Below are 26,920 nucleotides of genomic sequence, written 5' to 3' on the forward strand. Positions count from 1 at the left end.
TCAGGCTCCCTTGGAAAGCGATTATCATCTGGCTAGTCCCGGATCCTGACGTACCAGACGCCCCCAGGCGTCGAAGACCGGACATGAACAGCTTGCACCTGCCGGCAATACCTGTCCCAGGCGACAGACGCCAAAACCGGTTTGGCAAGCATAGGCCGGAGGAGGCTGAGATATGCGAGGCTGACGCTCTGTGAAATCAAACCTGCTAGACCAATTACCGCCACAGTTTGTAAAACCTGTTCGAACCGCATGGTGGCGCTGTTGCCATCCCGGGTGGGTGGGTGCGGGATATGCCGCGATAGCACGCAGGGAATTTTCGATCTGTTGGGTACTTCCCCCTACTCTTGCCAATGCACAGCCTGCCCACGCATCCGCCTTCAGCTCACGCGACCAGGAATTGTTCATCCAGGCTGGCGTCGAATGAAAGTCTATATGGTGACCGAACTCATGGGCGAGGATTCCGAAAGTCGCTCCACCGCCATAGCGGTTAGCAATATCATTCATAAAATCGGGGTTGTAGGCGATTTTTGATTCTCCCGGCGCAATTGCCTGTGCCATTGCATTTGGGGTGCTATGATTACTTGTCAGGAAGTACCTGCCGCAACCTGTTGGACACAGAGCCCGGTATATTGTATCCAGCTCAGAAGAAGCTCTCTGACCTGGCCGCTGGTCATAGTTTGGATTGTACTGCTGGCCGGGTGAGACGCCGAGGCTACACATAAGCCGGGCATTGGCATCAACGACAAAAAAGACCCCGAAAATAAAAACCAGCGCTTTGGCAAACGAGCTCATAGACCTTTCCTCTGTCTTTTACAGGCCTTTAGTGGGTACCTGGCAGTCGAGTGGCCGCATCCCACCCCGAGCAACCAGTCCGACAGAGATCACTTGTCTCCCTCGCGCATTCTGACCGGATATCGAATATCTGTACTCAGGCCAGATCGCGGATCTCGTTCAAGACCTTGGTAAGTGAAGGCTCCATCAGCGGTAAGTCTAGGCGTTTTAACCGGCAGCATTTCTTTCCCTTGCCACAAACCGGGTTCGGCACTGCCCCACACCGTTGAGATAGGGTTTCAGCTTTCAACGTGCCGTCCTCAAGAGCTGAAGGCGGAGCATGGAGCATACCAGGCCTTAATCGCCAGCCCTGCCCGGCGCTTGTGTCACCGGTGGTCGGGTAAACGACCACTTCGCAAGCTTCCAGAATGCCAGTGCGATCGCGACAGGGAAGAGAAAAGTGCTCAAAAAGAACACGACAATCAGTTCAATCGTGTCTTTTGCCGTCTCTTTCAGCGCCTCCGAGTAGCGTTCGATATCAACAGCCGACGCGGCCCTGTTCCTGGCATCGCCAGCCCAGCTCTTTACAGCGTTCCAGGCACCCTCGTCCGATTCGTCCGAGAGGCTCACCCCTCTTTCCTCGTTAATTGACTGAACACTCTGTGATGCCTGGGTAATGCCCTTCTCGGCCTCGATATGACGGGACTGCAGGAAGCCGGAATACATCCACTCCGAACCCACAAGGGCAACGGGCAGAAGAAAACGCAGGATTGCCAGCATCCAAAAGGCTTTCCAGAGATACTGCTTCCAGTACCCAGGCACGGCTCCCGGCATCATCCTGGAAGCAACGGCAGCAAGACCGATGGCCACGAGGAAAACCGAGTACGGCAGCCAGCTTGAGATCTCCAGCAGAACCTTCTGCGTGCCCAGCGCCACCGAGCTGACCAGCATGAACCCGGAGAATCGCTCCACCAGATCGTTGAGGGGATCGAGGACCTCTCCGGGAGCCAGCGTAACGCCCATACCCATTGGGGTAACACTGACTTCCGTTCCCTGAGCGACCGAAATAACCGCGTTGAGACTCCTCGCGACACCAAAAGTCACGAGTGAGCGCTTCAGCGCTGCCTCCACGGACTCTTCGGCATCGGCGTCGAATACGCCGGAGAACGCCCCAACCGCAATGATCAGGGTGACCAGTAACGGCCCGACGACTTTCTTGAGCAGGCTTTTACTCATAAGATCCCCACGACTCCACCAACCCTCTACCACCTCAGGTCTATCCTGCTGTCCGGCCGATACCCCTGTGTGCCCGGATCATCCGCTACGTAATTCGAAGAACCTCTCGCCACATTCAGACAACTTCAAGAATGCTGTCAATAACGCTGCTGGTTCGGCCATCCATTTTGACGGTCGATGGCAGACAGACGCAAAGCTCCTCCTCCAGACGCCTGCCTTTCAGCGGGGTAAACGCCAGCAATCCGTCGTTCACCTCACGTTCGATGTCATACCAGGTCATGAAACTCACACCGACGCCCTCCAGAACCAGCTTTCTCAGCAAGTCGAATGAATTACTGCTAGCAACAATTTCAAAACTGCTTTTCTGCCGGAGAATTTCAGAATATAGACGGGTATGAACGGAAAGATCAATATCCGGAATACAGAGCGGCCATTTCAAACAATCATGCAGTTCTATGGATTGAGTGTCTTTATCCAGCAATCCCGGAAGATGGACCAGGCCTATTTTACTTTTTTCGCGAGCCACAAAGCGGATTTTTTCATCTCTTGCGACATTAAAGGCAATGATAAAGTCAAGCTGATTTTCCAGCAGCAGATCCGTCAGTGTCTGGGTATCACCGATTTTAAAGTCGATCCGTATATTTCCAAATCGTGATGAGAGTTTTTTGTACAGTCGCGGAAGAACACTGCTGCTCAGGCACTCGACCGCACCTATCCGCAACTGAACCAGATGCTGCCCGTGTTCTTCCTTGATGCTTCTGCGAAAACGGTTCTCTTCCGCGATCCACAGCCGCGCCTGCCTGTACAGCGCCTCGCCCTGCTCCGTAAGCTCAATTCCCCTGGGCAATCGCAAAAACAGCTGTGTGCCGAAATCTTCTTCGAGAATACTCATCTGCCGACTGAGTGCCGATGCCGCAATATGCATCTTATCAGCGGCTTTACGAAGGGACTTCTCACTCGCGATAACGACAAATGATCGAATTTCTTTGGTTAGAGCGGACATACCCAACGCCTGCAAATGACATTGTTCTAATTTTTAGCACACAGCTAACTAAACGTTCTAATTTAAACATGGCTGGCGCTTTTTTATAGTGGCCTCAAGGTAGCCATCATCCACGGATACAGACAGCAGGAGTTGCCGGTGAACAACGACATCAATCACCTGAAGACCACGATCGAACTGGCCAAGACAAGCGTGAAGGACGGCAACCATCCTTTCGGCGCCATGCTGGTTGGCCCGGACGGCGACATTCTGATCACGTCCGGCAATAGCTACAGGGAAGACAAAGGTGTTGGCCATGCAGAAGCCAACGTCGCCCGTCTCGCATCCCGCAAATACGACCCGGAATTCCTGGCGCAATGCACCCTGGTCACGTCCGTCGAGCCGTGCTGCATGTGCGCCGGTTCCGTTTACTGGGCCGGTATTGGCAGCGTCGTCTTTGGTCTGACCGAAAAGCGCCTGGCCGAACTGACCGGTGACAATCCGGAAAACCTGACGCTGGATCTGGCCTGCCGTGAGGTTTTCGCAGCCGGTCAGCGCAAGGTCGAAGTGCGCGGTCCCTACAGCGAACTGGAAGACGCCATTGCCGCTGACCACATTGGATTCTGGTAAGCCCTAATTGCTGAACGGGCTGGACAGGAAGCTCGAGCTTTAAGTCCGCTCTGCAAAGTACGCTTCAAGGCCGGCCAGTCCGGTCTTGTTGGTACAGGAACACGGTTAACGTGCGAGCACAGTATGTACACCGTGCACAACCGGACCGGGGCAAAGTCAAGGCTTTGCCCCGGTCTCCAGTTATCCGCGTTTACAGGAACCACAGCCCGGCAAGAGTCTGTCCGTAGAGGACAACTCCGGTCATTCCGTGGGCGTAAACCAGATCGGTGAAGTCCAGGCGCGCTCCTGAATACTCACCGGCAGATCCTCCGGCCGCTTCAGATTGTTGCGCGCCGCATCGTAGGTGGACCAGCGCGGTGTCGGAATCTGCAGTACGCGTGCGTAATACACCGCAGGTTGCGTCGCATCGAAATCGGGATCGGTCCAGGTGACCATCAGCTGAGGGTCGCCGATGCTGTTGGTATAGGTGGCATCCTGCTCGTTCACCGTATCTCCGACCGGCGGGATCTTGCCGTCCGCGCCGGGCTTGCGGTCGCCGGACAGGGCAACATCGTAGATATGGGACTGCTGCTCGCCGTTGGCATCCACCCAGCCTTTCACGATCTGAATGCGGTCAAGGTTGGCGCCGTCGGCTTCCTTCATGGCATGCACGATAAAGGTCGGTGCCTTGTCACCGGCCGCCGGCAGGTCGCCGCCCATGGGAACGCCGTTAGCATAGGCCTGGGTCAGGCCGTCTTCCGAGCCAAGGGACACGCCGCCGAGGTCATAGCCGCCAAAGAAGCGCACCTTCAGACGCGGGCCGGAGGTGGCATAGGTCTCCTTGCGCCTAATCGCATCGAAAATGCCGTCTCGGGTATTGGCATGCGCCCAGACCGCGGCGACACCGCCGCTGCTGAAGCTGCGGACCTGCTTCGCCCCTGCAGCGTCAACGCCCGGAGGGCCCTCGAGCCTGTGCTTGGGGTCTATCTCGAAGCCGAACTTGCCGGTGTAGTTGTCTTCCTCGATCGCCGCTGCACCGTTGTGGGTGTCGGAATCGCCGATGAAGCCGTACTTGAAGGGGTTGCCGTTACCTTCGCTCTCGAGTTTCAAGCCGCGGATGAGGGCCTCGCGTACGTAGCCGCCTTTCTTGTGTTCGGGCGGCGTCGCGGTGGGAGCCAGGGTGTAGTCCCAGAGCTCGAAACCGCCGAACTCATCGTTCGGGAACAGCTCGGGATGGGTCTCGGACGTGCCCTTGATCTGGGTGATTTCATACACCGGTTCGTTGCGCATGCGCGTTTCGGCATATTTGCTGTCCAGCGGATTGCCGCGAAAGGATTCCCCGACCGGGAACATGATGCCGTCACTGGCATTGCCGTTGTGCGGCACCGCGAGCAAGTCGTTGCCGGAGTCGCGCTGGGCGTCCATCCACTTCCACAGGTCTTCCGGTGCGCTGGAATCCAGCGCCGAGAAAGGCGCGTCGGGGACCTTTGCGCTATCGCGGAAGATCACGATCCTGTGTATGTTTCGCCAGTCCGGGGCCGATGTCCATTCGTAGCCCGGCATGGTGGTGAATTTGCCCGGCTCGTAATGCCGGTCTGCAATTTCCACTGCCCGGGACCACACCGACCTTGCCAGATCCTTGTCGCCAAGCATCGGGTCCACGTCCGGCGGGTCGGAATACATGCCATCGCTGATCTTGCCGTAGGCATCGAAGGATTTCTTGGGATCGTCCCCTGTGATGTCGGCGGCGAGCGGGTGCTTGCTGATCGGGCTGTCCGGGTCTTCCATCAAAGGCAGTGCACCGAGGTATTCCGCATGATCCGACACGATGTACCAGTCCAGCGGAGTGCCGATCTTGAGAGCCACGCCCTGTTCGCCACCGGGGATCTCCTCCCCTTTGGCCCAGCGGTAGGCACCGTCTGGATCAACCCAGGCGCTATTGATGTAGGCATCAAAAGACCAGCGGGTATGCACGTGCAGATTACCGAAATACACATCGCGGTTGGGGTTCGATGGTACCGCGTCACCGGCCTTTGCTGCCTGGGGCTCGCTGGCGCCGTCCGCAGCCTTGTCATCCGCGTATATAGCGTTGGCGGATAGCAGTGTCGTCAGCAACAGAGGAAAGCAGGCTGAACGCATGAGTCGGCCCTCTTCTAATGGGTGAATTGTGTCGGGGATACAGCGCCCATATGAGGATAGCCGACAGGACGCCGGTTTGCGTTCGGTCGGCACCGGCAGGAATATACTTCAGCCCCTGCCTGCACCGCCTGCGGAGGCAGATTCGTCCAACCGTTACAGCCTGTTCAGATTTCGATGCTGCCGGTACAGCAGATACCCACCCCAGCAGAAGCTCAGCAGCATCAATACCACCCCGGTACCGAAGGAAAGCCCTGCGTACAGGCCCGCCCTGTGCAAGCTGCCGGTCATCGCCAGCAGATTGCCCCAGTCATGGGCATCCTCCCCCATGCCCATAATCAGCGGCAGCGCACGGTAAGGCGCATCGGCGATATAGGGGGACACATCGATGAAGTTCTGGCCGGACCACCACAGCATGATCGAGGCGGCAAAGGTGTCGCGCCGCTGGAGGATAAACGCCAGCATCAGCCCCAGCGGCATCATTACCTGGAACAGGCTGCCGCCCAGTATCGTCATGAAGCGGCCAAGGGGCCGGAACAGCACATGGCCGAACTCGTGAAAAGGCAGATTTGCGTTGTGCAGGAAGGAACCGCCGATCGAACGCCAGTCGATACCGCCGAGGATAAAGGACCAGCCCCAGATGAAGAATGCGATAAACAGCGCCACCCGGCCCCAGAACGCCATCGAGTCCACCGTGTCCGGCACTTCGAGCAGCCGGTACAGAACGCGCTTGGACAAGGGCTCCAGTGGTTCGATACTGAAATTCTCGGGTTCGGACGGCGGCGACCGTTCCTGCGCCGAGACCGGGCTCTTTTTCCATTTCGAGTAGGCGATACCGCATTGCGGGCAGATGCCCGCCATCACATGGCTGTCCTGTTCTTGGCGCTGATAGCCGCAATTCGGACACTTCAAGGGGGTTTCTCCCGTAACGGCATTCTTGCGGAGCGCCCGATCAGGAAAAGCGCCCCCGAAAGTACCAGGCCGCTATTCAATAGCGGCCCATGCCATGGAACATCCCGCCAAATATGCCCATGAACACACTGAATATTACGGAAATGATGATGAACGCCGGTATGGATGCGATAGCAAACTTCACCATAAATACCACCATGGACATAAATGGCATTTTGATATCGACAACCGTTACTTCCTGTTTTCCATTTTCATCTGGCATAAGGGACACTCCTACTATTAACCTGGCATGCAAATAGGCTCCCCTGTCTATTTGCATGTTACGCCGAAACTCAGACCAGACGGCGGGTCTCGTCCAGAACCTTTGCGTACGCATCGGCCTGGCCGGGCTCGGCGATCATCGCCCGCAGGCAGGCCGCAGTCGCGGCCAGTTGCAGCGTGCGCATCGCGTCCTGATGACTGGCCGTGCTGATCTCGTCGAGCGTAGCCTGCATCGCCCCGGCAGCGTTGCGTACCGCGAAGGTGAAATCGCCGGCACTGTCGAGCACGCTGCGCAGGTTCAACTTCACCGCGTCGAACACCTGCTGACCTGCCCCTGCGGACTCGCGGACGGTAGCGCGGCAGCACTGGCGTTGAACTGGTCATCCCCCCCGATAACCACTGGCGCCACCGGTTCCTGGCGAAGTGCAAGGAGGCTGCATCTATACTGTGGTTTATTTAGGGACTTTAACCGGGAGGTTAAACTATGAGCACCGGCCTATCCGATGCCCTGCGCATTCTGATCCAGTGGCAGTGCACGCCCAACCAGGCGCTCGCTATCCTCAAGCTCGACCCTGACCAGCCCTTTCCCGAGGTGCTCAGTGACGAGCAGTGCGAGCGCGTGACCTTCGTTCTCAATATCCATTCGGATCTCGGCACCGTCTTCGACGACCCCGAGGACGTCTACGGTTACATGTCACGCCCTCATGACGACCCCTATTACGAAGGGAAATCGCCCCTGGAACTGATCAGTACCGGGGATGTAACCCTGTTCGAACGCGTCTGCTGGCATATCGATTCGATGAGAGTACTGTGAAGGTACCGGCGAGAGTCTGATCTAACGGGATTACTCCAGCGGGATCAGGGTCCGGCATGGCAGGGGCCCGCCCCCGGTATAGGCGGCATTCAGGTCAAGAGCGATTAGTTATCGTTTGAAATAATTTGATTGACGACCTCATCCATTGAATTCCCGAATATTTCAGGCTTTTTGTACAGTGGATTGTAAGGCGCACCCGAGCGATCGATATAGGCGGCCTTCAAACCGGCACAAAGGGCACCATGCGTATCCCAATCATGGGCTGCAACCAATCTGAGTTGACCTGATGGTTTACCGAGCTTCGCTGATACAAACTGATAAGCTCTCTCGCTTGGTTTGAACGTACCGGCCTCTTCGACCGAAACAATGTCGGAAAAGTAGTCATTTAAACCAGCATTTTTTATCTGCTCTGCAATTAATCCAAGTGACGAATTTGAAAAGGCCACTGTACGAAAACCCTGCTCTCGTAGTTTCGAAAGCGCAGGCTTTATATCGGAGTGAGCAGGAAGGCTGGAAAACCCACCGAGTACATCAGCCACTTGAACGTCGGACAGTTTAATTTTATAACGAGCAGCCAGGGCTTGAAGGGTGATTTTAGCCAGAGTAGCAAAATCTGTTTTAACGCCGGTGGTCATCGATACCGTAGAGGCATGAAGCAACATGGAAAACCAGGTATCGGTGTAGAATTCATCGCCGAACAACGATGCGAATTTCGGTCTCAAGACGCTCAAACTCAAAACCGTTTCGTTTATATCGAACAATATCACGCTGTTCTTCAAGACAATTCCTCCAGCTTAGCGAAACTGAACATCCTGACAAAGCCAGGTCTTGCTTTTTGCCTTTCTTGCGAGAGACAAGAGCAAAAGGCAAGACCTGCCCCCAACTCGCGACAAAAAGAAGACCCCTGGCGGAGCCTTCTTTATTAGACTTAATCGAGCCGCTTAGATTAGAACCTGGTCAATACACCGATGGAAAACAGATCAACGTCATTGTCAATATCATACCACTCCCACTCACCGACAATGCCGAACTGGTCAGTGAACATGTATTGAGCACCGATGCCATATATAAGGTCGGTACCATCGTCGTCAATGCCGGAAGCAGCACCGCCCCCTTCGACATCCCACATGATCATGCCGAGCTTGCCGAAGACGTCGAACTGCTGGTTGAGCGGCAGCATGCCCTTCCCAGCGAGTGTCCACCCGTCTGTTTCGGCGCTGACTGCCGAACCGCCTATGGTTCCACTGATCTCACCCAAATCCACCCAAGCGGCCTCGATGGCGATATTTCGATTCAGCTCCCAACCGCCGAAGATCTTCCAGCTGGTGTCGTCATCATCGCAACTGGTGACACCGTCGCACGCATCAATGGTAGCCTGCCCGATGCTCGCACCCGCATAGAAGCCATTCTGTGCGAGGGCAGTACCCGTCATACCCAACGTCAACAAAATTGCACCAATAAGTTTCGTTTTATTCATGATCTGCTCCTGCCTGATAGTAACCCTACGAGAACACTCCGGACGAACTTTCTATACCTTCACCTTCCGTTGCACCGGTACTGCGAGTATCGGCACCCTCTGGCCGCCGGGCACCTGACCCCGTTAGCCCCTAAAAATCAACGACTTGTATTCTTTTAGGGTCAACTTGTTAATCCTTGGCGAATAACTTTTGGAACAGCCGCTCTGACTCCTTTAGACCGTTCTCAGTGAAAAGGACAGACTTTGCCTTACCAACCGGACTCCCAATGAGACCCTTTTCATGTAGTCTGTTCATGGCTTCCCAATCAAAGGATTTCCACGCCCGGGCGCCATCATGCAAAGTCAGATACAGCAAAGCCAGAACGGCCTCGTCGATCTTATCTTCATCAATGTCCATGGTTAATCCTCTGAATTGCTAGCCCTCGTATCGCCTGAAGTCCCTTACTGAATCATATCTTGCCTTTTGCATTCTAGAGCAAAAGGCAAGACATAACCCGGTTAGCCCTCGCGTTAACCCTGGCGCTTATCCGCATCCGACGTAGCGCCTTGCTAGATCCCAATGCCTTCACTCCGCCTTGGCGTCGGTCCCATGCTCAGACAGCTGAGCTCCGAACCAGCGATGAATAGCTGTAATCAAATGAAGATCACTGGTTTCAAACGTGATTTCAGCGCCCGCCGGGAGCGCCGCATACGAAACCTTAATGTCTGAGGAGCCTGCTTGAAGAGCCCTGAGTCCGGGCATATCTGCGCCATGTAGCGTCGCAGGATCCGAATAATCGCCATGCTGAAACCGCTGGGCCTCATGCCTGAGATGCTGTTGAATGAGTGCAATCTGATCTTGGGCATCTGCGTCTTTCGCAATGACCCGTTGCACGCCTCCCGACTGGGTCATTTTGAAAATATGTAGAGTCTTTTTAATGTCAAAGGGCATCACACTATGTGCCATCTGATGCACATGTTCTTGTTTGGATTGGGAAAATACCGTCGAGCTGCCAACCAGCAGGAGGATGCCGACCACCTTGGAAAACCAGAATACGCCAGGCCTGTACAGGTTCATGAAATCACCCCTCTATTCCGGGGACAGTATACTTAACTCCAGCTAGACCTTTGCCCTCGGCCCGGGTCGTCCCGGGACCAGCACCTTATCGGTAATAGCTTCCAGGTGCCTAACGAAGCCGTCACCTCCCAAAGGTCTACCGGTTCTCGTATGCTGCTGTATCGCCTGCGTTTCTTCGACATTTCCAGAAGAGAGATAAGTGCCCCAATCACTCACCCGATCCAACATCGGCCTTACCCGTACCAGACCGTCATCTTGAGTCACGGACGGGGTCAGGTCTTGCCTTTTGCCTTACTGATAATCCGGCTTATCCGCGAGTAGTGCAGACCGAAATACTCGCCGAGTTCTTTCATACTGTACCGCCACTGGCATGCGCTTTTACTATCGCTTCATTCCGCGACGAAGTCATCTGGACGTAGTCATCGAGAGGTTTGGAAAGTGGCCGCCGCTGGGCCGATGGGATTTCGAGCAAGCGGTCTGCATCGTCAACTCGCTTTTGCATCTCATCGACAAACTGCTCGCTGCCAAGGTATACCTGATTGCGAAGCCGGCTCCAGGGCGAGGGTTGATGCTTGCCCTCTGCGACGAAACGCTCATAGCACGCTATCGCCCGGCCACGCTGATTGTCGAATACCAGTAGAATCCCATCAGTGAAAAGCGCGTTCAGGTCAGGTTCGCAGCCGACTGTTGCCCGATAACTGCTCCAGGGCCATTCGACGGCACTGCGGACCATCTCAGCCCGAACAGGATTGAGCACGATATAGCGGGCCAGCTCCAGCAGATACGCTTCTTTCTCAACCAGAATCGCCTTGTAGCGCCCCTGTAAAAGATGACCTACCCGGCCATGCCGCCGGTTGAAGCTTTGTGTATAGACCCCATTGAGCTGCCGCATCCCGTGGCACAGATTGCCTTCCGGCGTCTCGATCAACAGATGGTAATGATTGCCCATCAGGCAATAGGCATGGCATATCCAGTTGAACGTCTCACAGACGTCGTCAAGCACGCCGAGGAACAGCCGCCTGTCATCATCGCTCTCATAGATCGCTTCGCGCCTGTTACCCCGAGAGGTCACGTGGTACAGCGCACCCGCGAACTCCAATCGTAACGGTCTGGCCATCCTTGGCTCCTTACCGGGTCAAGACTAACGAGTATAGGACTCAAACGAATGCTCAGAGCACCGAGCCGATAAACTGGGGGCAAAAGGCAAGACCTGACCCCGTTGGGTCCTGTAAAAGATGACCTACCCGGCCATGCCGCCGGTTGAAGCTTTGTGTATAGACCCCATTGAGCTGCCGCATCCCGTGGCACAGATTGCCTTCCGGCGTCTCGATCAACAGATGGTAATGATTGCCCATCAGGCAATAGGCATGGCATATCCAGTTGAACGTCTCACAGACGTCGTCTAGCACACCAAGGAACAGCCGCCTGTCGTCATCGCTCTCATAGATCGATTCGCGCCTGTTACCCCGAGAGGTCACGTGGTACAGCGCACCCGCGAACTCCAACCGTAACGGTCTGGCCATCCTTGGCTCCTTACCGGGAATTGATTATCGAGTATAAGATTCATACGAAGCCTCAGCGAATCGAGCCGACAGGCTGGGGGGCAAAAGGCAAGACCTGACCCCTTTAGCCTGCGGCAGTGATAATCATTAAAAAAATAGTAGGAATATGAATGGTCATATGGCCGCCATAGTGAATTGAATAGGGTATAATACTTCACGCTTGAATACTTCAATTCGTCTAAACTTCATATGATTAACTTAAGTTAATCTTGCAAAAGTCGGCAATGGGTTAGCCCTTAAATTCAGTTCAATTGCTTATTTATTCGCCGCTATATTGATTAAAGCATAACGTTGCCAACAGCGGCCGAGCGTAGCGAGGTCCAGCGCACGAAGTGCGCGATGCTGCTTGGCCTTGTTAGTGATCATACATCCACACCTAAAAAGTCCTTGAACGCTATTTCCCCCTCGGTAATATAATCTTTATCTTTCATTTCTCTGAACCAATTTAACAGCGCTTGGTTTTGAATAGACTGAGGCTGATTCTTTACAGGGAGCATATGCTTTATCCAAAGCGAAATATGCTCTTCGACACAATTCTGCTTTCTTGAGAATATATCAGCTGTTCTTAGTATCCCCGCAGCAAGGTCTTTATCTACTACTTCTTCGGGGGAAGACCAGTGGGCAGAACCCAAACAGTCTGTATATAGCGCCACCTGCTTCAATTGATCCAAGATCGTTGGATGATCTTGGATCAGCAACCTTTGAAAGATCGCTTAAACTCTTAGCCCCTTCAAGCATCATATCGACTGCAATCCAATGCGTATTCTTGTCTTTATGGGATCTGTACTTTCTCCAGCCCTCCTTGAGTTCTTTGCCATCATGTGCTAATGAAAGTGACCGAAGGATAAAGGCCTTTCCTGACTCCTCAATCGAAAGAATCGCCAGGGCAAGAGCGCTTGGATATCTAGCGCTTTCGAAAAGCATCTTGGCATCCTCGTAGAGCCTTCTAGAGTTCTTAATGGCAACATTAATTCCAGATGCAACTTGGGATGCATTTAATCTGCCTTTGTATTGCTTTAAACCTTTGGTCATTTTTATTCTCAAGCTTGGACACTAACGCCTAATTTAGGGGCCTGAGCTGCGTAGCAGTGAAGGCCCAGCCCGCTTGCGGGCGACTACAATCTCTTGTTATGGGCATATTATTTGATACATACCTGTTTTTTCTAAAAAACCAGTTCCTATCAGGTATGGCCTATGATACCCAGCTTTGGAATTTTCTTCTTTGTTTGGATCTATAAGCATTATGCACTTATGGGCAGGATGCTCACCGCGATTAAAAAGGAGGTCTGCATGTGCCTCCGCAGTACAATCTAAAATTGTACCATCAGTCAGTGTTAACCAAACATGGGCTTTAATATCTCCACCCATGCTCGGATTTTTAAGCTCTCTCTCAATAGAATCTTTAGACATTTCACAGTAAACGTAATCATCCCAAAATCGATCACCAACCGTAATGAAACTATCAAGATTCATGTCATTCTTCAGATGATGCTGTAGAATCAAATGAACAGGCGTACATTTACTAGCCAGATCGGATGATGTTTGATAGCCATAATGATATAACGCATCACCACATAATTGAAAAATATCCTGCATCATTCTACTTTCAATTTTATCACCTAGAGGCAATGGGCATTTTTCAATTTCCAGACCCAAACTAAGGGTATAATTAACCGCTTCTGTCAATCTATCTTTATAACTCAATTTTTAAATTCTTTTTCTTAGGGCAACATTCTGAAATCAAAAACCTATAACGTCCGCGTAATGGGCTGGTTTGGAGCGCCAGCGGAAAACCAGTCCCAATGGATGCGCTTGTTAAATTTCTGCGATTTGTATAAAAACCAAACATCATTAAACGTTAGTTTCCAATGCTTTTCCTATTACACATTAATTCTATCCAGGTAGACTCGTGACTCTGACGTAGTCAATATTGAGATAATCCCAGCCTTCTTCAATCAACTCACGAAGTGCGTGCAGATATACGTCAGCCAAATCATGACCGCCAAAATGTTGGTGAGGCGTTTCTAGGTCTAATGCAGCGCTATCTGGAACCAAGTGGAAAAATTCACGCCTGGGATTTACTCGGTGCCCTCTCATGACTTCATGAGCCGCGTCTTCTGCCAACTTCATATTTGGCACATGCCACACATATTGAAAGTACATGGGCATTGCGGTACCTGATGAGTGTAATTGTTTTACCCTTGCGACAGGGTTGACCGAAAGCCCTATCTTAATTTCATTCGGGTTTGTGCTATTAACAAGAATGTAAATATACCCCGGCCCTTTAGGTGACTTTCCAGCCATAAAATCAAACCTCTATATATGTGCCATTAAAAGCATATGGGATTTAAAAACATCCCTCTATCGATGCTGATTGAAATTGAACGCCGCGTTAATGGGCCAAAAAAAGCCGCAGGCTTTTGGAGGTCCGAGCCAGCTTGCTGGCTGAAGTTGAACGATTTGTTAGCGGTTTTGACGTAATTCATAGTATTCTTCATCTGATATTTCTTTATCGTCATACTCGAATTGGTCGTTTACAACGATTTTAGGCAATACGCTTTCAACTCTATGTTTGGGGGCAACCAACAATGAGTTCGGAATGAAAATGTGCTTTATAAGGGGCTTTTCTTCCCACTCTTTTTTGATGTACATCTCACCAGGAATGCAGAAGTACCATGGTTGAGTGCCGAAAGCTGCAAACTGAATATTTACTATATCTTGAATTAAATGAATAGCTTCGAGAGCAAGATCCTTGTCGTTATGATCTGTTTCTGGGTTGAAATGAATAGCATGATTTCTTTTTTCGTTTAGATCTCTAAATTTATCTGCCGCTTCAGGTAGCAACTCTCCCCAAGACTCTAATGCGTCAATAGCCAAGGGCCAATAGTCAAACGATTGCTTGCGATACAGCTTTTTATATTCAGGTGCGTCTTTATGGTAGTCGCGGAGAAGTTACACCATATGATTTAATATCCGCTCTCCTAGAGCGCACGCTCCAGTTAATGCGGGATAGTAGCTTCCTACCACATAAGAATTTCTGATTTGCTCTAGGAACTTATTGTGGAAGGCTGCCACCGAAAAAGGTTTGAACTTGAGGTCAACAAAGTTATTTACTTTTATATCAAGGTTTTGCTCACCGAATTGGGCTGCAAGTCCCTTGATGGTATTTTCCCTATTTTGGGCATGCAACTCTTTAACTTTATCTTCCCATTGCTCTTGTATGGGCTCTAAGCTGCTTGCTCGAGAATCGAAGTCAAACGAAAAAATTCGGTATCGCTTCATAGCTTCCTTGTACCGCTAACGTGGCGTTAAAGGGCCGAAAAAGCGTAGCTTTTAAGGTCCCAGTGAGCAAAGCGAACGGTTTTGAACGCTTTGTTAGAAACTCACTTCTCAAACTGCCTAAAGCAAAGGTTTTTGCTACGTTCGCACATAAACCAATTTATTGACTTTCCAGATATACGAAGATCGAATTTCTGACCGTTTTGTCTAATATCTAATTTGTCTTTGTTTTCAATTAGATACGCACGAGGCACACGGATATAGTGGAAATCTTCAGCTTTATCCTTGTTCTGTAGCAAAAAGGCTATGGTCCTACCTTTATCGCCATCAAGATAGCTAATAGGACAAGTAAAATACCATATATCACAATCATAAAAGTATTTCGATGATTTTATATAGTCATGCCTGTCTTCAGGATAATTCTTCTTGAGCCAATTCAGTGCCAAATTTCTAGTGTCAGACATATGATTAATCCATAATTTCTAACAGTCTGTTAATGAGGCCTTCGGCCTCATAATAATTATTAGAAGGTATACCTTTTACGTCACTTACGCTAAACGTTAGCGATATGTAACGTATTGACTATAATTAGAAAAACAAACCAGCCCCGAATTCGAATGCGTATTAGAAGGTACTTTACCTCGACGCCGTCCCAACCAAAGGCTATAAGTATAGATTCTTCTGAACATTTCACGGACGAGGTGTTGAAGATGGCGAAGTATCCCTTCACCGTCACAAGAGACAGAAATGGCAAACAAATCACTAAGCCTTTTTACTTATTCACCCACTATACCCAAACACCGCCTCGGCCCCATTTTCAATAATCTTATTGATAATACCCTTGGTCGCTTCCGTATCGTTTACCTGCGGAAAATCCGTATCAGGCACAGGCATCTCCAGGAACTCACAAAGAGGCCCCCAGCCGTCCTTCACCTCAAACACCAGCAGCCTCGATGCCGGAATGGATGCCCGCACTTCCGCAATATGCTCGTTGAAGCGGCGGATCAGGTGCTCCTTATCGTGCATTCGGTCCTGAAGGTAATCGTTGATGGTCGCCTGGATGAACTCGCCCATCTCGACGGTCCTTAGGTACTCGATCCAATGGGGCGCAAAGATCGTTTCCTGGGTGGACTCGAACCAGCGCTCGGGATCGCGGACGGTCAGGACGACCTTGGCATCGGGGTAGTAGTCCGCGAGCGCCTTGTAGCTGGTGCTGGCCGGAAAGTCGACGGTGGACGCGAAGCCGTCGAAGATCGAGTCCCAGTCGGGATGACCCTTGGCCGCATCGGTCCACTTCTGCCAGTGCTCGGGCCCTCGCGGCAGGCACTCGACCATATGGTAGCAGGGGCCCAGGCCCAGCTGCTCCAGTGCGGCCTTCATGCTCATGGTTCCCGTACGTCCGAAACCTGCACCTATCACCTTTAGTGTCATTGTTATCTCCTAACAGGTTCTTGAAAACCTATCTGCGTTGCCGAATGCTGCGTCAAGAACAGGCTCAAAATGCTCATTTAGTGTACTAAACTGCGCGTTTTCGCCTGTTTTTTCCTTGCCTCGACGGCCTCGAAAACGCTTTTCAACATCCTGTTAAGGTCGTATTTGACCAAAGCGCTTGATTAAGGCTGCAACGCATTTATCTGGCATGCCGCGACCTACAGGCGGAAAGCCCGGCGCCAAGATTGAGCGTAGTGCGTGAAACGGGCTTTCGCTTCGCCCGCGGAGCGGGCTCCTACAGGAATCCGGACCGGTGTCTGCACCCGATCACCGGAACCAGGCACGCTACCGCCCATCCGTGCGGTCCTGCGGAAAGCCGATAACAAAGGATAGCGTTCAGGAATGACTATGGAGGCAAAGAAGGCGCCCGCCCTGCCCTGTCAGGGCCGATGGACGAAAAGGACGGAAAGAACGACGGGCAGCTTTATGTTCGACAAACATCAGGTCGACACTGCGGTTCCGGTCCTTGGTGGGGGATGCATTCCTTGCACGATAGCCGCTGCCGGAAAGAGTAACGGCGATTGGCTGCGGGGTAAACCTTTATGGGGGATGAATGGAAGCGGTTAGGCGTGAGGGGTAAGGCGTTAGGTATTTATCATCAGTGTCCGAAACACTTCCAGAGCATATAAGCCGGCACCGGGATCCCTTTAGTCGCCGACGAGCACTGGGAGTCTTTTTCGAAGAGGCCCGTCAGGGGCGAGGCATGGATGCCGAGCCGCAGATCCGGCACAGGGACGTGCCGTGAGCTGCGCCCGGAAAAGACTTCCAGCGCGCAGTGAAGCCGAAGGCCGGGATCTTAGGGCGTCGTCTTGTTGTAGAGAGCCTTTGCTTACTTTTCTTTTCACGCAAAAGAAAAGTAAGTCGCCGAGAGGCGAAAAAGAAGCGATCCGGTTAGCACTCTGTGGACGGAAACCAATCGATCTGCAATACGATCGATATTGCGGGTTGCGGCGCATTTCAGTCCGTGCGTTCGATCAGCGATGACAGTGATTACACCGCGTATTCGGTCGGGTCATTGAATTCCCGTTTGTGTCCCTCGAAGGCGTCGAAGAGCCGGCGGTGTGCGCGAAGGCCGTATTCGTCATCGCGCGTTTCGTAGGTACTTACCCAGTTGATGAGATTTTCGAGATGCTCATCCTGCGCCGCACTGGAGGCGAATTTCTCGGGTTCCCAGGGGCGAGCGCGGCAGTGAGCGACGCAGGTTTCGACACCGGGGTTGAGGAATACCAGCTCGTCGCACAGCGGCAGCACCGGTTCGAGAATATCCGCGTAGCAGCCTTCGATGATCCCGTGCCCGTTTGCCGCAATAAACCGCCGCACGTCCGCGACGCTGTCGTGCAGCGGGCGCCGCTCGATACCGCCGTCGAACGCGACCTCGTCCAGGGACAGGCGCGCCGCGGGATGGCGGGCGAGCAACCGGCGGGTGTAGGTGGTCTTGCCGGAACCGGCGTTGCCGAGAATGATGAGTTTCATGGATACCCGTTTTGTTATTTTGGGTTCGGTTGGGCCGGCAGAATATTCAAGGCCGTAGAAAAGCCCCGGAAAGGATAGCAGAGGGTTTGGGAATATCGGGGCGGGCTCGCTCGCAGTCAGGATCACGGATCCTCTGAAGGCTTGCCACAAAGCCGTCCGTAGCATTTCCAGAGCGCTTAAACAGCCACCCGGGTCCCGTTGGATGCCGACGAGCACTGGCAGTCTTATTTTGAACAGGCTAGCCAGCGGGCCCGACAGAGGCGAGGCATGGATGCCGAGCCTCAGATCCGGCACAGGGACGTGCCGTGAGCTGTGCCCGGAAAAGGCTACCAGCGCACAATGAAGCCGAAGGCCGGCATCTTAGGGCGTCGTCTTGTTGTAGAGAGCCTTTGCTTATTTTTCCTTTCACGCAAAAGAAATGTAAGTCGCCAAGAGGCGAAAAAGAAGCGATCCGGTTAGCACTCTGTGGACGGAAACCAATCGATCTGCAATACGATCGATATTGCGGGTTGCGGCGCATCTGAGCCCGCGTAGATCGTGAAGGTCGGTGGCATTGCGCCTCCACCACCCTCCCCTTCGTGCATTCGATCATCGGCATAGGGTCGGAGGGTGGTTTGTATCCACCTACGTGCCCGCCGAATTCGCCCGGAGACCGGGCTCCTACGGGACAGCGGTATCGATCAGGCATGCGATTGGCGTTGCGGGTTACGGCGTGGTTTGGGTCTGCGGTAAACGTAAAGATCGTTGCAATTGCGCCTTCATCCACCCTCCGGTTCGTGCGTTCGATCAGCAGCCGAGGGGCGATTGAGTTTTATATCAGCAACGTGCAGGCCACATTCGCCCCGGGGACGGCGCTCCCACAAGAGCAACAGCCCCTCCCCTCACGCCTACGCGTCACCCGTCACCCGTCACAACGTAACCCCCAACAACGAAAAAAGGCAGCCGAGGCTGCCTTTTCGATTACCCGAAAAAAATCGGGCGATATTACTTCACTTCCCAGCCGGTCAGTTCGGCCAGTGCCTTGCCGATGTCGGCCAGGGAGCGGACGGTCTTGACGCCTGCGTCTTCCAGGGCTGCGAATTTCTCGGCAGCGGTGCCTTTACCGCCGGAGATGATCGCGCCTGCGTGACCCATGCGCTTGCCAGCCGGAGCGGTGACGCCTGCGATGTAGGAGACGACCGGCTTGGTGACGTTGGCCTTGATGTAGGCAGCCGCTTCTTCCTCGGCGGAGCCGCCGATTTCACCGATCATGACGATGGCTTCGGTCTGCGGGTCCTTCTCGAACATCTCCAGGATGTCGATGAAGTTGGAGCCCGGGATCGGGTCGCCGCCGATGCCGACGCAGGTGGACTGGCCGAAGCCGGCGTCGGTGGTCTGCTTGACCGCTTCGTAGGTCAGGGTACCGGAACGGGATACGATACCGACCTTGCCCGGCAGGTGGATGTGACCCGGCATGATGCCGATCTTGCACTCGCCCGGAGTGATGACGCCCGGGCAGTTCGGGCCGATCAGGCGCACGCCCAGCTCGTCGCACTTCACCTTGCACTGCAGCATGTCCATCACCGGGATGTGCTCGGTGATGCAGACGATCAGCTTGATGCCGGCGTTGGCGGCTTCCAGGATGGAGTCCTTGCAGAACGGAGCCGGAACGTAGATCACGGACGCTTCCGCGCCGGTGGCTTCCACGGCTTCCTTGACGGTGTTGAACACCGGCAGGCCCAGGTGCTCGGTACCGCCCTTGCCCGGCGTGACACCGCCGACCATCTTGGTGCCGTACGCGATCGCCTGTTCGGAGTGGAAGGTACCCTGACCACCGGTGAAACCCTGGCAGATAACCTTGGTGTCTTTGTTGATCAGAATCGACATTATTTACCCTCCGCTGCCTTGACTGCCTGCTGGGCGCCGTCGGTCAGGCTCTTAGCTGCAATGATATCCAGGCCGGATTCGGCCAGACGCTGAGCACCCAGCTCTGCGTTGTTGCCTTCCAGACGCACCACGACCGGTACGTCGACGCCAACTTCCTTAACGGCACCGATGATGCCGTCGGCGATCAGGTCGCAGCGAACGATGCCGCCGAAGATGTTGACGAAAACGGCCTTGACGGCAGAATCGGAGAGGATGATCTTGAACGCTTCGGTGACGCGCTCTTTGGTCGCGCCACCGCCTACGTCGAGGAAGTTGGCCGGCTGGCCGCCGTGCAGCTTGACGATGTCCATGGTGCCCATGGCCAGGCCTGCGCCGTTGACCATGCAGCCGATGTTGCCGTCCAGCGCGACGTAGTTCAGGTCCCACTCGGCCGCCCGGGCTTCACGGGCGTCGTCCTGGGACGGATCGTGCATTTCCTGCAGATCCTTGTGACGGTACAGGGCGTTGCTATCCAGTACCACCTTGGCGTCCAGGCAGTGCAGGTTGCCGGCGTCGGTGATGACCAGCGGGTTGATTTCCAGCAGCGCCAGGTCCTTCTCTTCGAACATCTTGGCAAGGCCGAGGAAGATGTTGACGAACTGCTTGATCTGGTCGCCCTGCAGGCCCAGCTGGAACGCCAGCTCGCGGCCCTGGTACGGCTGTGCGCCGGTCAGCGGGTCGATGGTGGCCTTGAGGATTTTTTCCGGAGTCTCTTCGGCAACCTTCTCGATCTCGACGCCACCTTCGGTGGACGCCATGAACACGATACGACGGGAAGAGCGATCGACGACCGCGCCCAGGTACAGTTCCTGAGCGATATCGGTGCAGGTCTCAACCAGGATCTTGGAAACCGGCTGACCGTTCTCGTCTGTCTGGTAGGTCACCAGGTTCTTGCCCAGCCACTGCTCGGCGAAAGCCTTGGCTTCGTCCGGAGAGGAGATCAGCTTGACGCCACCCGCCTTGCCGCGGCCGCCGGCGTGAACCTGGGCCTTGACGACCCACTGGCTTCCGCCGATCTTCTTCGCCGCTTCAGCAGCTTCTTCCGGAGTATCTACCGCGAATCCCTTGGATACCGGCAGACCATAGGCGGCAAACAGCTGTTTGCCCTGGTACTCGTGAAGGTTCATGCTCTTGTCCGTTGTCTCATCAATGTTGGATTCTGTGCCCGATTAGCGAGCATACAGAAAGCCTTGTGACGCTGTAATTCGACAAGCGTCTAATGTGGGTGACCGGATCTGTGCCCGGTCACCCGAAAGCCGGGATCGCCGGCTTACCTTTTTTTACGGTTGGCAATGTGGATCGCGTGGTTGTCGACCGCGAGCGCCGCTTCGTGCACGGCTTCACTGACGGTCGGGTGCGCGAACATGGTCATCTGCAGGTCTTCGGCGCTGGAGCAGAACTCCATCGCGATGACGCCCTGGGCGATCAGCTCGGAGGCGATGCCGCCGACCATGTGCACACCCAGGATGCGATCGGTTTCTTCATCGGCAATGACCTTGACGAAGCCGTCGGTGTCGTTGGACGCCATGGCACGACCGGAGGCCGCGAACGGGAACTTGCCGGTCTTGTACTTGACGCCGGCGTTCTTCAGTTCCTGCTCGGTCTTGCCGACCCAGGCCAGTTCCGGATGGGTGTAGATGATGTTCGGCACCACATCGTAGTTCACCTGGGCCTTGTGGCCGGCGATGATGTCGGCAACCATGATGCCCTCTTCCGAGGCCTTGTGCGCCAGCATCGGGCCGCGTACCGAGTCGCCGATGGCGAATACGCCCGGCATGTCGGTGCGGCACTGCTCGTCGACCTTGATGAAGCCGCGCTCGTCCAGCTCGACGCCGCTGTCGCCGGCCAGCAGGCCGTTGGTCAGCGGACGACGGCCAACGGCCACGATCAGCTTGTCGACGACGATTTCTTTCTCGCCTTCGGAATCGCTAAACTGGACCTTCACTTCCTTGCCGTCGATCACTTCGGTGCCGGTGACGCGGGCGCCCAGACGGATGTCCAGGTTCTGCTTCTTGAACAGCTTGGCGGCTTCCTTGGCGACGTCCTGGTCGGCCAGGGCCAGGAAGCTGTCCATGGCTTCGAGCACGGTGACTTCGGAGCCCAGACGCGCCCAGACGGAGCCCATCTCGAGGCCGATGACGCCGGCGCCGATGACGCCCAGACGCTTCGGCGTCTCGTCGATGTTCAGCGCACCGGCGTTGTCCAGGATCAGGCCTTCGGTCAGCGGCGCCGGCGGGATTTCGACCGGCACGGAGCCGGACGCCAGGATGACGTTCTCGGCGGCGTGGACGCTGACGGAACCGTCGGCAGCGGTCACTTCGACCTGCTTGCCGGACAGCAGCTTGCCGGCGCCCTGCAGCAGGGTCACGCCGTTGGCCTTGAACAGACCGCCGATGCCGCCGGTCAGGTTTTTGACGATGGTGTCCTTGCGGGCGACCATCTTCTTGACGTCCATCTGGACGTCAGCCGCAGCGATGCCGTGATCCTTGGCGTGGGCTTTCATGTCGTGGAACTTGTGAGTGGACTCCAGCAGCGCCTTGGAGGGGATGCAGCCCACGTTGAGGCAGGTGCCGCCCAGTACCGGCGCGCCCTTGCCGTCTACCCACTTCTCGACACAGGCGGTTTTCAGACCCAGCTGCGCAGCACGAATCGCCGCCACGTAGCCGCCGGGGCCGGCACCAATCACTATCACGTCAAATTTGTCAGACATCGATTTTCCTATCCTTTAATGCACTCGTCGAATTGCAGTGGGCTGCTTTATTACACATCCAGGAGCATACGGGCCGGATCTTCCAGCAACTCCTTGATGGTGACCAGGAACTGTACAGCCTCTTTGCCATCGATCATACGATGGTCGTATGACAGGGCGAGGTACATCATCGGCAGGATCACCACCTCGCCGTTGACCGCCATCGGGCGTTCCTGGATTTTGTGCATACCGAGAATGGCGGTCTGCGGCGGGTTCAGGATCGGCGTCGACATCAGCGAGCCGAACACACCGCCGTTGGTTATGGTGAAGGTGCCGCCCTGCATGTCTTCCATGCCCAGCTTGCCGTCACGGCCACGCTTGCCGAAGTCGGCGATGGTGGACTCGACGTCCGCCAGGCTCATGGCGTCGGTGTCACGCAGTACCGGCACCATCAGACCACGGTCGGTGGAAACGGCAACGCCGATATCCTGGTAGCCGTGGTAGACCATGTCGTTGCCGTCGATGGAGGCGTTCACCGCCGGGAAACGCTTCAGCGCTTCGGTCGCGGCCTTGACGAAGAAGGACATGAACCCCAGGCGGGTGCCGCCGTGCACCTTCTCGAACAGGTCCTTGTACTGCTTGCGCAGCTCCATGACCGGCTTCATGTTGACTTCGTTGTAGGTGGTCAGCATCGCCGCGTTCTGCTGCGCCTCGACCAGACGCTTGGCGATGGTGGCGCGCAGACGGGTCATCGGCACGCGCTTCTCGGTGCGCTCGCCGGCCGGAACGTTGACGGCGGCAGCCGCCGGTGCCGGAGCCGGAGCGGCCTTGGCTGCGGCGGGCGCCGGAGCCGGTGCCTGGGCGCCGGACTTGAGGAAGTTCTGCACGTCTTCCTTGGTGATGCCACCGCCCTTGCCGGTGCCCGGGATCTTGCTGGCGTCGAGGTTGTTTTCCTCGATCAGCTTGCGCGCGGCCGGGCCGACCTTGTCGGCGTCGCCGGCCGGTGCGGCTTCAGCGCTGGCAGCCGGTGCTTCGGCTGCGGTGCCGGCGGCGCCCTGCTCGAAGTGCGCGATGACCTCGTCGCTGAGGACGGTTTCGCCCTCGCCCTTGAGGATTTCCTTGATGACACCGTCGGCCGGTGCGACGACTTCCAGCACCACCTTGTCGGTTTCGATATCCACGATCAGCTCGTCAGCGGCGCAGGCCTCGCCCGGCTGCTTGTGCCAGGTGGTGACAGTACCGTCCGCGACGGATTCCGGAAAAGTCGGGGCTTTGATTTCGATGGACATGTGTTTTCCTTTGTGCTCCGCAAAGGCCGTATCCCGCGATACGGCCTCGTCATTAACCGTTGAGTGCTTCGTTGACCAGCGCTTCTTGCTGCTCGAGGTGTACCGAGATGTAACCGACCGCCGGCGCCGCTGCGTGCGGACGTCCGATGCCGTGCAGGTGCAGCGCCGGGTTATGGCGGTGCAGCACGTTGCGCATATGGTGCTGGCTGCAGTACCAGGCACCCTGGTTCATCGGCTCTTCCTGACACCAGACCACGGATTCGAGGTTGGTGTACTGGGCGATGGTCTCTTCGAGGATCGCCTCCGGGAAGGGGTACAGCTGCTCGATGCGCACGATGGCGACATTTTCCAGGCCGAGCTCGGCGCGACGGTTGTACAGGTCGTAGTAGACCTTGCCGCCACAGAGCACCAGGCGATTGACCTTGCCCGGATCGAGCTGATCGACTTCCGGGATGACCGGCTGGAACGAACCCTGCGCCAGTTCCTCGAGGGTCGAGGTCGCCTGCTTGTGACGCAGCAGACTCTTCGGCGACATCACCACCAGCGGCTTACGCAGCGGGCGGGCCACCTGACGGCGCAGCAGGTGGAAGATCTGGGCCGGGGTGGTCGGCGTGCAGACCTGGATGTTGTGCTCGGCGCAGAGCTGCAGGAAGCGTTCGAGACGGGCGGAGGAGTGCTCCGGGCCCTGGCCTTCGAAGCCGTGCGGCAGCAGCATGGTCAGGCCGCACAGACGGCCCCACTTCTGCTCGCCGCTGGTAATGAACTGGTCGATCACCACCTGGGCGCCGTTGGCGAAATCGCCGAACTGGGCTTCCCAGATCACCAGCGCATTCGGGATGGTGGTGGCATAGCCGTATTCGAACGCCAGTACCGCCTCTTCCGAGAGGTAGGAGTCGAAGATGGTCATGCGCGGCTGATCGTCTGCCAGATTCTGCAGCGGCACGTAGCAGCGAGCGGTTTTCTGGTCGTGCAGCACCGCGTGACGGTGGGAGAAGGTGCCGCGGCCGACGTCCTGACCGGTCAGACGCACCGGGTAGCCTTCGGCCAGCAGCGTGGCGTAGGCCATGGTTTCGGCGAAGCCCCAGTTGACCTCCATGGCGCCGGCGGCCATGCGGCGACGGTCTTCGTAGATCTTCTGCACCTGGCGCTGAACGGCGAAACCTTCAGGCACCTCGTTGACCTTGACCGCCAGCTCCTGCAGCAGCTTGAGATCGACACCGGTATCGCACTCGAACGACCACTCGTGGCCCAGGTACGGGCGCCAGTCGACGAACAGTTCGGTGTTGGGCTCGCGCACCAGCGACTTGGCAACGTGCTCGCCGCTTTCCAGCGCCGCACGGTACTCTTTCTCCATCTCCTTGCTCTGGGCTTCGGTGATGACCGATGCCTCGACCAGGCGCTTGGCGTAGAGCTCGCGGGTGGACTTCTGTTTCTTGATCTGGGCGTACATCAGCGGCTGGGTGCCGGACGGTTCGTCGGCTTCGTTATGGCCCCGGCGACGGTAACACACCAGGTCGATAACGACGTCTTTCTTGAACTCGTTGCGGTAGTCCAGCGCGACCTGGGTCACGAAACGAACCGCTTCGGGATCGTCCCCGTTGACGTGCAGGATCGGCGCCTGAACCATTTTCGCCACATCGGTGCAGTACTCGGAGGAACGCGAGTCTTCCTTGCGGGAAGTCGTGAAGCCTACCTGGTTGTTGATCACGATGTGGATGGTGCCGCCGGTCTTGTAAGCCCGGGTCTGGGACATCTGGAAGGTTTCCATCACCACGCCCTGCCCCGCGAAGGCGGCGTCGCCGTGGATGGAGACCGGTACGACGGTGCTGCCGACCGGGTCTTCGCGGCGGTCCTGGCGGGCGCGTACCGAGCCCTCGACCACCGGCGAAACGATTTCCAGGTGAGACGGGTTGAACGCCATCGCCAGGTGGACTTCGCCGCCGGCGGTCATGACGTTGGACGAGAAGCCCTGGTGATATTTGACGTCACCGGAGGACTCGATCAGTTTCTTGCCCTCGAACTCGCCGAACAGCTCGGCGGGATTCTTGCCGAAGATGTTGACCAGCACGTTCAGGCGGCCGCGGTGCGCCATGCCGATGACCACTTCCCTGGCACCGTCGCGACCGGCGCGCTGGATCAGTTCGTCCATCAGCGGAATCAGGGACTCGCCGCCCTCGAGGCCGAAGCGCTTGGCGCCGGCATAGCGGGATCCCAGGTATTTCTCCAGACCTTCGGCCGCGGTCAGACGTTCGAGGATGTGACTGCGTTCCTCGGCGCCCAGTACCGGATGGCAGCGCACCGGCTCCAGGCGCGACTGGAGCCAGCGCTTTTCCTGGGTGTCGACGATGTGCATATATTCGGCACCGACGGTGCTGCAGTAAGTCTGCTTGAGATCCTCGACGATCTCTTTCAGCGGTGCCTCTTCCGGTCCGAAGAACAGCGAGCCCAGCTGGAACACCGTGTCGTTGTCGGCCTCGGAGAGACCGTGGAAACGCAGGTCCAGGTCAGGTACCGGCTCGCGCTTGAGCAGATTCAGCGGGTCGATGTCGGCGACCTGATGTCCACGCACGCGATAGGCGTTGATCATGCGGAGCACGAGCACCTGCTTTTTCTCGTGCTCGGACGAGACGCTGGAGACTTCTACCGGACGGGAGCGGTTCTGGTTCTTGGAGAGATAGCGGAAGTGTTCACGGATCGTGGAGTGGGGGATATCCTGGGATATCTGTTCACCGACCTTGGGCAGCCGGTCGAATTCGTCGCGCCATTCCTCGGGAACGGCATTCGGATCCATGAGGTAAGTTTCGTAAAGTTGTTCAACGTATGAAAGATTCCCCCCGTATAGGTGGGCGTTCTTCCATAACTGCTCCATTACGCCTTCTTGCATTCTATTGATCACCCTGGCTCAAGAGGTTAACCAGCACGAAAGGATGCACCAATTCCTTTCGTAACACCCGCTGGGTGTCCTCTCTTTGTTACC

At 55.6% G+C, this 26,920-nt stretch carries 27 protein-coding genes and 1 pseudogene; 2 read left to right on the forward strand and 26 right to left on the reverse strand.

Going from position 1 to position 26,920, the window contains the following annotated elements; all coding sequences use genetic code 11:
- Positions 1-24: 24 nt before the first annotated feature.
- From IEX85_RS09335 to IEX85_RS09345, 3 genes are all read right to left on the reverse strand, one after another.
- Positions 25-792, reverse strand: a complete 768-nt coding sequence (locus IEX85_RS09335) for a hypothetical protein (protein WP_188860319.1) — start codon at positions 790-792, stop codon at positions 25-27.
- Positions 793-1,128: 336 nt separating this feature from the next.
- A complete protein-coding gene (locus IEX85_RS09340) occupies positions 1,129-2,007 on the reverse strand; it encodes a hypothetical protein (RefSeq protein ID WP_188860320.1) in 879 nt (292 codons plus the stop codon).
- A 115-nt stretch (positions 2,008-2,122) separates the two neighbouring features.
- Positions 2,123-3,010 (reverse strand): LysR family transcriptional regulator, encoded by an 888-nt coding sequence (locus IEX85_RS09345; protein WP_188860321.1) that lies wholly within the window; start codon positions 3,008-3,010, stop codon positions 2,123-2,125.
- Between the two features lie 138 nt (positions 3,011-3,148).
- Here IEX85_RS09345 and IEX85_RS09350 point away from each other — a divergent pair, with 138 nt between their 5' ends.
- Positions 3,149-3,619 (forward strand): nucleoside deaminase, encoded by a 471-nt coding sequence (locus IEX85_RS09350; RefSeq protein WP_188860322.1) that lies wholly within the window; start codon positions 3,149-3,151, stop codon positions 3,617-3,619.
- Between the two features lie 240 nt (positions 3,620-3,859).
- Here IEX85_RS09350 and IEX85_RS09355 read toward each other — a convergent pair whose 3' ends face one another.
- The 4 genes from IEX85_RS09355 to IEX85_RS09370 all read right to left on the reverse strand — a co-directional run bounded on the left by IEX85_RS09355 (position 3,860) and on the right by IEX85_RS09370 (position 7,227).
- Positions 3,860-5,737, reverse strand: a complete 1,878-nt coding sequence (locus IEX85_RS09355; protein ID WP_188860323.1) for a DUF3604 domain-containing protein — start codon at positions 5,735-5,737, stop codon at positions 3,860-3,862.
- A 153-nt stretch (positions 5,738-5,890) separates the two neighbouring features.
- Positions 5,891-6,646 (reverse strand): hypothetical protein, encoded by a 756-nt coding sequence (locus tag IEX85_RS09360; RefSeq protein ID WP_229721857.1) that lies wholly within the window; start codon positions 6,644-6,646, stop codon positions 5,891-5,893.
- Positions 6,647-6,722: 76 nt separating this feature from the next.
- Positions 6,723-6,908 carry a hypothetical protein gene (locus IEX85_RS09365; protein ID WP_188860324.1) on the reverse strand — a complete coding sequence of 62 codons (186 nt, stop codon included), beginning with the start codon at positions 6,906-6,908 and terminating at the stop codon, positions 6,723-6,725.
- Between the two features lie 70 nt (positions 6,909-6,978).
- The gene (locus tag IEX85_RS09370; RefSeq protein WP_188860325.1) at positions 6,979-7,227 is read right to left on the reverse strand and encodes a hypothetical protein; all 249 of its coding nucleotides are present in this window, start codon (positions 7,225-7,227) and stop codon (positions 6,979-6,981) included.
- A 164-nt stretch (positions 7,228-7,391) separates the two neighbouring features.
- Between IEX85_RS09370 and IEX85_RS09375 the strand changes: the two genes are divergently transcribed.
- On the forward strand, positions 7,392-7,721 hold the full coding sequence (locus IEX85_RS09375) for a hypothetical protein (protein ID WP_188860326.1): 330 nt from the start codon (positions 7,392-7,394) through the stop codon (positions 7,719-7,721).
- A 104-nt stretch (positions 7,722-7,825) separates the two neighbouring features.
- Here the strand turns inward: IEX85_RS09375 and IEX85_RS09380 are convergent, their stop codons facing one another.
- The 19 genes and pseudogenes from IEX85_RS09380 to IEX85_RS09475 all read right to left on the reverse strand — a co-directional run bounded on the left by IEX85_RS09380 (position 7,826) and on the right by IEX85_RS09475 (position 26,827).
- Positions 7,826-8,500, reverse strand: coding sequence for a haloacid dehalogenase type II (locus tag IEX85_RS09380; protein ID WP_188860327.1), 675 nt, complete (start codon positions 8,498-8,500; stop codon positions 7,826-7,828).
- A 167-nt stretch (positions 8,501-8,667) separates the two neighbouring features.
- Positions 8,668-9,198: an outer membrane beta-barrel protein gene (locus tag IEX85_RS09385; RefSeq protein ID WP_188860328.1), complete on the reverse strand. Its 531-nt coding sequence runs from the start codon at positions 9,196-9,198 to the stop codon at positions 8,668-8,670.
- Between the two features lie 169 nt (positions 9,199-9,367).
- Positions 9,368-9,595 carry a DUF6429 family protein gene (locus IEX85_RS09390; RefSeq protein WP_188860329.1) on the reverse strand — a complete coding sequence of 76 codons (228 nt, stop codon included), beginning with the start codon at positions 9,593-9,595 and terminating at the stop codon, positions 9,368-9,370.
- Positions 9,596-9,763: 168 nt separating this feature from the next.
- Complete coding sequence (locus IEX85_RS09395; protein WP_229721858.1) at positions 9,764-10,255, reverse strand: hypothetical protein; 492 nt, start codon at positions 10,253-10,255, stop codon at positions 9,764-9,766.
- A 349-nt stretch (positions 10,256-10,604) separates the two neighbouring features.
- Complete coding sequence (locus IEX85_RS09400) at positions 10,605-11,372, reverse strand: transposase (protein WP_229721859.1); 768 nt, start codon at positions 11,370-11,372, stop codon at positions 10,605-10,607.
- Between the two features lie 52 nt (positions 11,373-11,424).
- Positions 11,425-11,778, reverse strand: coding sequence for a transposase (locus tag IEX85_RS09405; RefSeq protein WP_229721860.1), 354 nt, complete (start codon positions 11,776-11,778; stop codon positions 11,425-11,427).
- A 401-nt stretch (positions 11,779-12,179) separates the two neighbouring features.
- Positions 12,180-12,849: pseudogene (locus tag IEX85_RS09415) on the reverse strand (AbiV family abortive infection protein).
- Positions 12,850-12,945: 96 nt separating this feature from the next.
- Positions 12,946-13,521, reverse strand: a complete 576-nt coding sequence (locus IEX85_RS09420; protein ID WP_188860332.1) for a hypothetical protein — start codon at positions 13,519-13,521, stop codon at positions 12,946-12,948.
- Positions 13,522-13,710: 189 nt separating this feature from the next.
- On the reverse strand, positions 13,711-14,121 hold the full coding sequence (locus IEX85_RS09425; protein WP_188860333.1) for a GIY-YIG nuclease family protein: 411 nt from the start codon (positions 14,119-14,121) through the stop codon (positions 13,711-13,713).
- A gap of 159 nt (positions 14,122-14,280) precedes the next feature.
- Positions 14,281-14,694 carry a hypothetical protein gene (locus IEX85_RS09430; protein WP_188860334.1) on the reverse strand — a complete coding sequence of 138 codons (414 nt, stop codon included), beginning with the start codon at positions 14,692-14,694 and terminating at the stop codon, positions 14,281-14,283.
- Positions 14,695-14,769: 75 nt separating this feature from the next.
- Positions 14,770-15,099 carry a hypothetical protein gene (locus tag IEX85_RS09435; protein WP_188860335.1) on the reverse strand — a complete coding sequence of 110 codons (330 nt, stop codon included), beginning with the start codon at positions 15,097-15,099 and terminating at the stop codon, positions 14,770-14,772.
- Positions 15,100-15,200: 101 nt separating this feature from the next.
- Entirely contained in the window at positions 15,201-15,560 is a 360-nt protein-coding gene (locus IEX85_RS09440) for a hypothetical protein (protein WP_188860336.1), read from the reverse strand.
- A 316-nt stretch (positions 15,561-15,876) separates the two neighbouring features.
- Positions 15,877-16,527, reverse strand: a complete 651-nt coding sequence (locus IEX85_RS09445) for a sulfotransferase family protein (protein ID WP_188860337.1) — start codon at positions 16,525-16,527, stop codon at positions 15,877-15,879.
- Positions 16,528-17,577: 1,050 nt separating this feature from the next.
- Positions 17,578-18,060: a P-loop NTPase family protein gene (locus tag IEX85_RS09450; protein ID WP_188860338.1), complete on the reverse strand. Its 483-nt coding sequence runs from the start codon at positions 18,058-18,060 to the stop codon at positions 17,578-17,580.
- A 984-nt stretch (positions 18,061-19,044) separates the two neighbouring features.
- Positions 19,045-19,926 (reverse strand): succinate--CoA ligase subunit alpha, encoded by an 882-nt coding sequence (gene sucD, locus IEX85_RS09455; RefSeq protein WP_188860339.1) that lies wholly within the window; start codon positions 19,924-19,926, stop codon positions 19,045-19,047.
- Complete coding sequence (sucC, locus tag IEX85_RS09460; RefSeq protein WP_188860340.1) at positions 19,926-21,092, reverse strand: ADP-forming succinate--CoA ligase subunit beta; 1,167 nt, start codon at positions 21,090-21,092, stop codon at positions 19,926-19,928. The genes sucD and sucC overlap by 1 nt, the downstream gene beginning before the upstream one ends.
- 143 nt (positions 21,093-21,235) lie before the next feature.
- Positions 21,236-22,675: a dihydrolipoyl dehydrogenase gene (gene lpdA, locus IEX85_RS09465; protein WP_188860341.1), complete on the reverse strand. Its 1,440-nt coding sequence runs from the start codon at positions 22,673-22,675 to the stop codon at positions 21,236-21,238.
- 50 nt (positions 22,676-22,725) lie between these two features.
- Positions 22,726-23,943, reverse strand: coding sequence for a 2-oxoglutarate dehydrogenase complex dihydrolipoyllysine-residue succinyltransferase (gene odhB, locus IEX85_RS09470; protein WP_188860342.1), 1,218 nt, complete (start codon positions 23,941-23,943; stop codon positions 22,726-22,728).
- A 52-nt stretch (positions 23,944-23,995) separates the two neighbouring features.
- On the reverse strand, positions 23,996-26,827 hold the full coding sequence (locus tag IEX85_RS09475) for a 2-oxoglutarate dehydrogenase E1 component (RefSeq protein ID WP_188860343.1): 2,832 nt from the start codon (positions 26,825-26,827) through the stop codon (positions 23,996-23,998).
- Positions 26,828-26,920: the final 93 nt, after the last annotated feature.

Source organism: Marinobacterium nitratireducens, assembly GCF_014645375.1.
Classification (GTDB): domain Bacteria; phylum Pseudomonadota; class Gammaproteobacteria; order Pseudomonadales; family Balneatricaceae; genus Marinobacterium_A; species Marinobacterium_A nitratireducens.

Bases quoted from the DNA above. Each gene is read 5' to 3' on its own strand.
- lpdA (WP_188860341.1), bottom strand. From the start codon at position 22,675: ATGTCTGACAAATTTGACGTGATAGTGATTGGTGCCGGCCCCGGCGGC.
- IEX85_RS09375 (WP_188860326.1), top strand. From the start codon at position 7,392: ATGAGCACCGGCCTATCCGATGCCCTGCGCATTCTGATCCAGTGGCAG.
- IEX85_RS09355 (WP_188860323.1), bottom strand. From the start codon at position 5,737: ATGCGTTCAGCCTGCTTTCCTCTGTTGCTGACGACACTGCTATCCGCC.
- IEX85_RS09445 (WP_188860337.1), bottom strand. From the start codon at position 16,527: ATGACACTAAAGGTGATAGGTGCAGGTTTCGGACGTACGGGAACCATG.
- IEX85_RS09345 (WP_188860321.1), bottom strand. From the start codon at position 3,010: ATGTCCGCTCTAACCAAAGAAATTCGATCATTTGTCGTTATCGCGAGT.
- IEX85_RS09400 (WP_229721859.1), bottom strand. From the start codon at position 11,372: ATGGCCAGACCGTTACGATTGGAGTTCGCGGGTGCGCTGTACCACGTG.
- IEX85_RS09395 (WP_229721858.1), bottom strand. From the start codon at position 10,255: ATGAACCTGTACAGGCCTGGCGTATTCTGGTTTTCCAAGGTGGTCGGC.
- sucD (WP_188860339.1), bottom strand. From the start codon at position 19,926: ATGTCGATTCTGATCAACAAAGACACCAAGGTTATCTGCCAGGGTTTC.
- IEX85_RS09340 (WP_188860320.1), bottom strand. From the start codon at position 2,007: ATGAGTAAAAGCCTGCTCAAGAAAGTCGTCGGGCCGTTACTGGTCACC.
- IEX85_RS09335 (WP_188860319.1), bottom strand. From the start codon at position 792: ATGAGCTCGTTTGCCAAAGCGCTGGTTTTTATTTTCGGGGTCTTTTTT.
- odhB (WP_188860342.1), bottom strand. From the start codon at position 23,943: ATGTCCATCGAAATCAAAGCCCCGACTTTTCCGGAATCCGTCGCGGAC.
- IEX85_RS09475 (WP_188860343.1), bottom strand. From the start codon at position 26,827: ATGCAAGAAGGCGTAATGGAGCAGTTATGGAAGAACGCCCACCTATAC.
- IEX85_RS09440 (WP_188860336.1), bottom strand. From the start codon at position 15,560: ATGTCTGACACTAGAAATTTGGCACTGAATTGGCTCAAGAAGAATTAT.
- IEX85_RS09365 (WP_188860324.1), bottom strand. From the start codon at position 6,908: ATGCCAGATGAAAATGGAAAACAGGAAGTAACGGTTGTCGATATCAAA.
- IEX85_RS09390 (WP_188860329.1), bottom strand. From the start codon at position 9,595: ATGGACATTGATGAAGATAAGATCGACGAGGCCGTTCTGGCTTTGCTG.
- sucC (WP_188860340.1), bottom strand. From the start codon at position 21,092: ATGAACCTTCACGAGTACCAGGGCAAACAGCTGTTTGCCGCCTATGGT.
- IEX85_RS09405 (WP_229721860.1), bottom strand. From the start codon at position 11,778: ATGGCCAGACCGTTACGGTTGGAGTTCGCGGGTGCGCTGTACCACGTG.
- IEX85_RS09435 (WP_188860335.1), bottom strand. From the start codon at position 15,099: ATGAAGCGATACCGAATTTTTTCGTTTGACTTCGATTCTCGAGCAAGC.
- IEX85_RS09450 (WP_188860338.1), bottom strand. From the start codon at position 18,060: ATGAAACTCATCATTCTCGGCAACGCCGGTTCCGGCAAGACCACCTAC.
- IEX85_RS09385 (WP_188860328.1), bottom strand. From the start codon at position 9,198: ATGAATAAAACGAAACTTATTGGTGCAATTTTGTTGACGTTGGGTATG.
- IEX85_RS09425 (WP_188860333.1), bottom strand. From the start codon at position 14,121: ATGGCTGGAAAGTCACCTAAAGGGCCGGGGTATATTTACATTCTTGTT.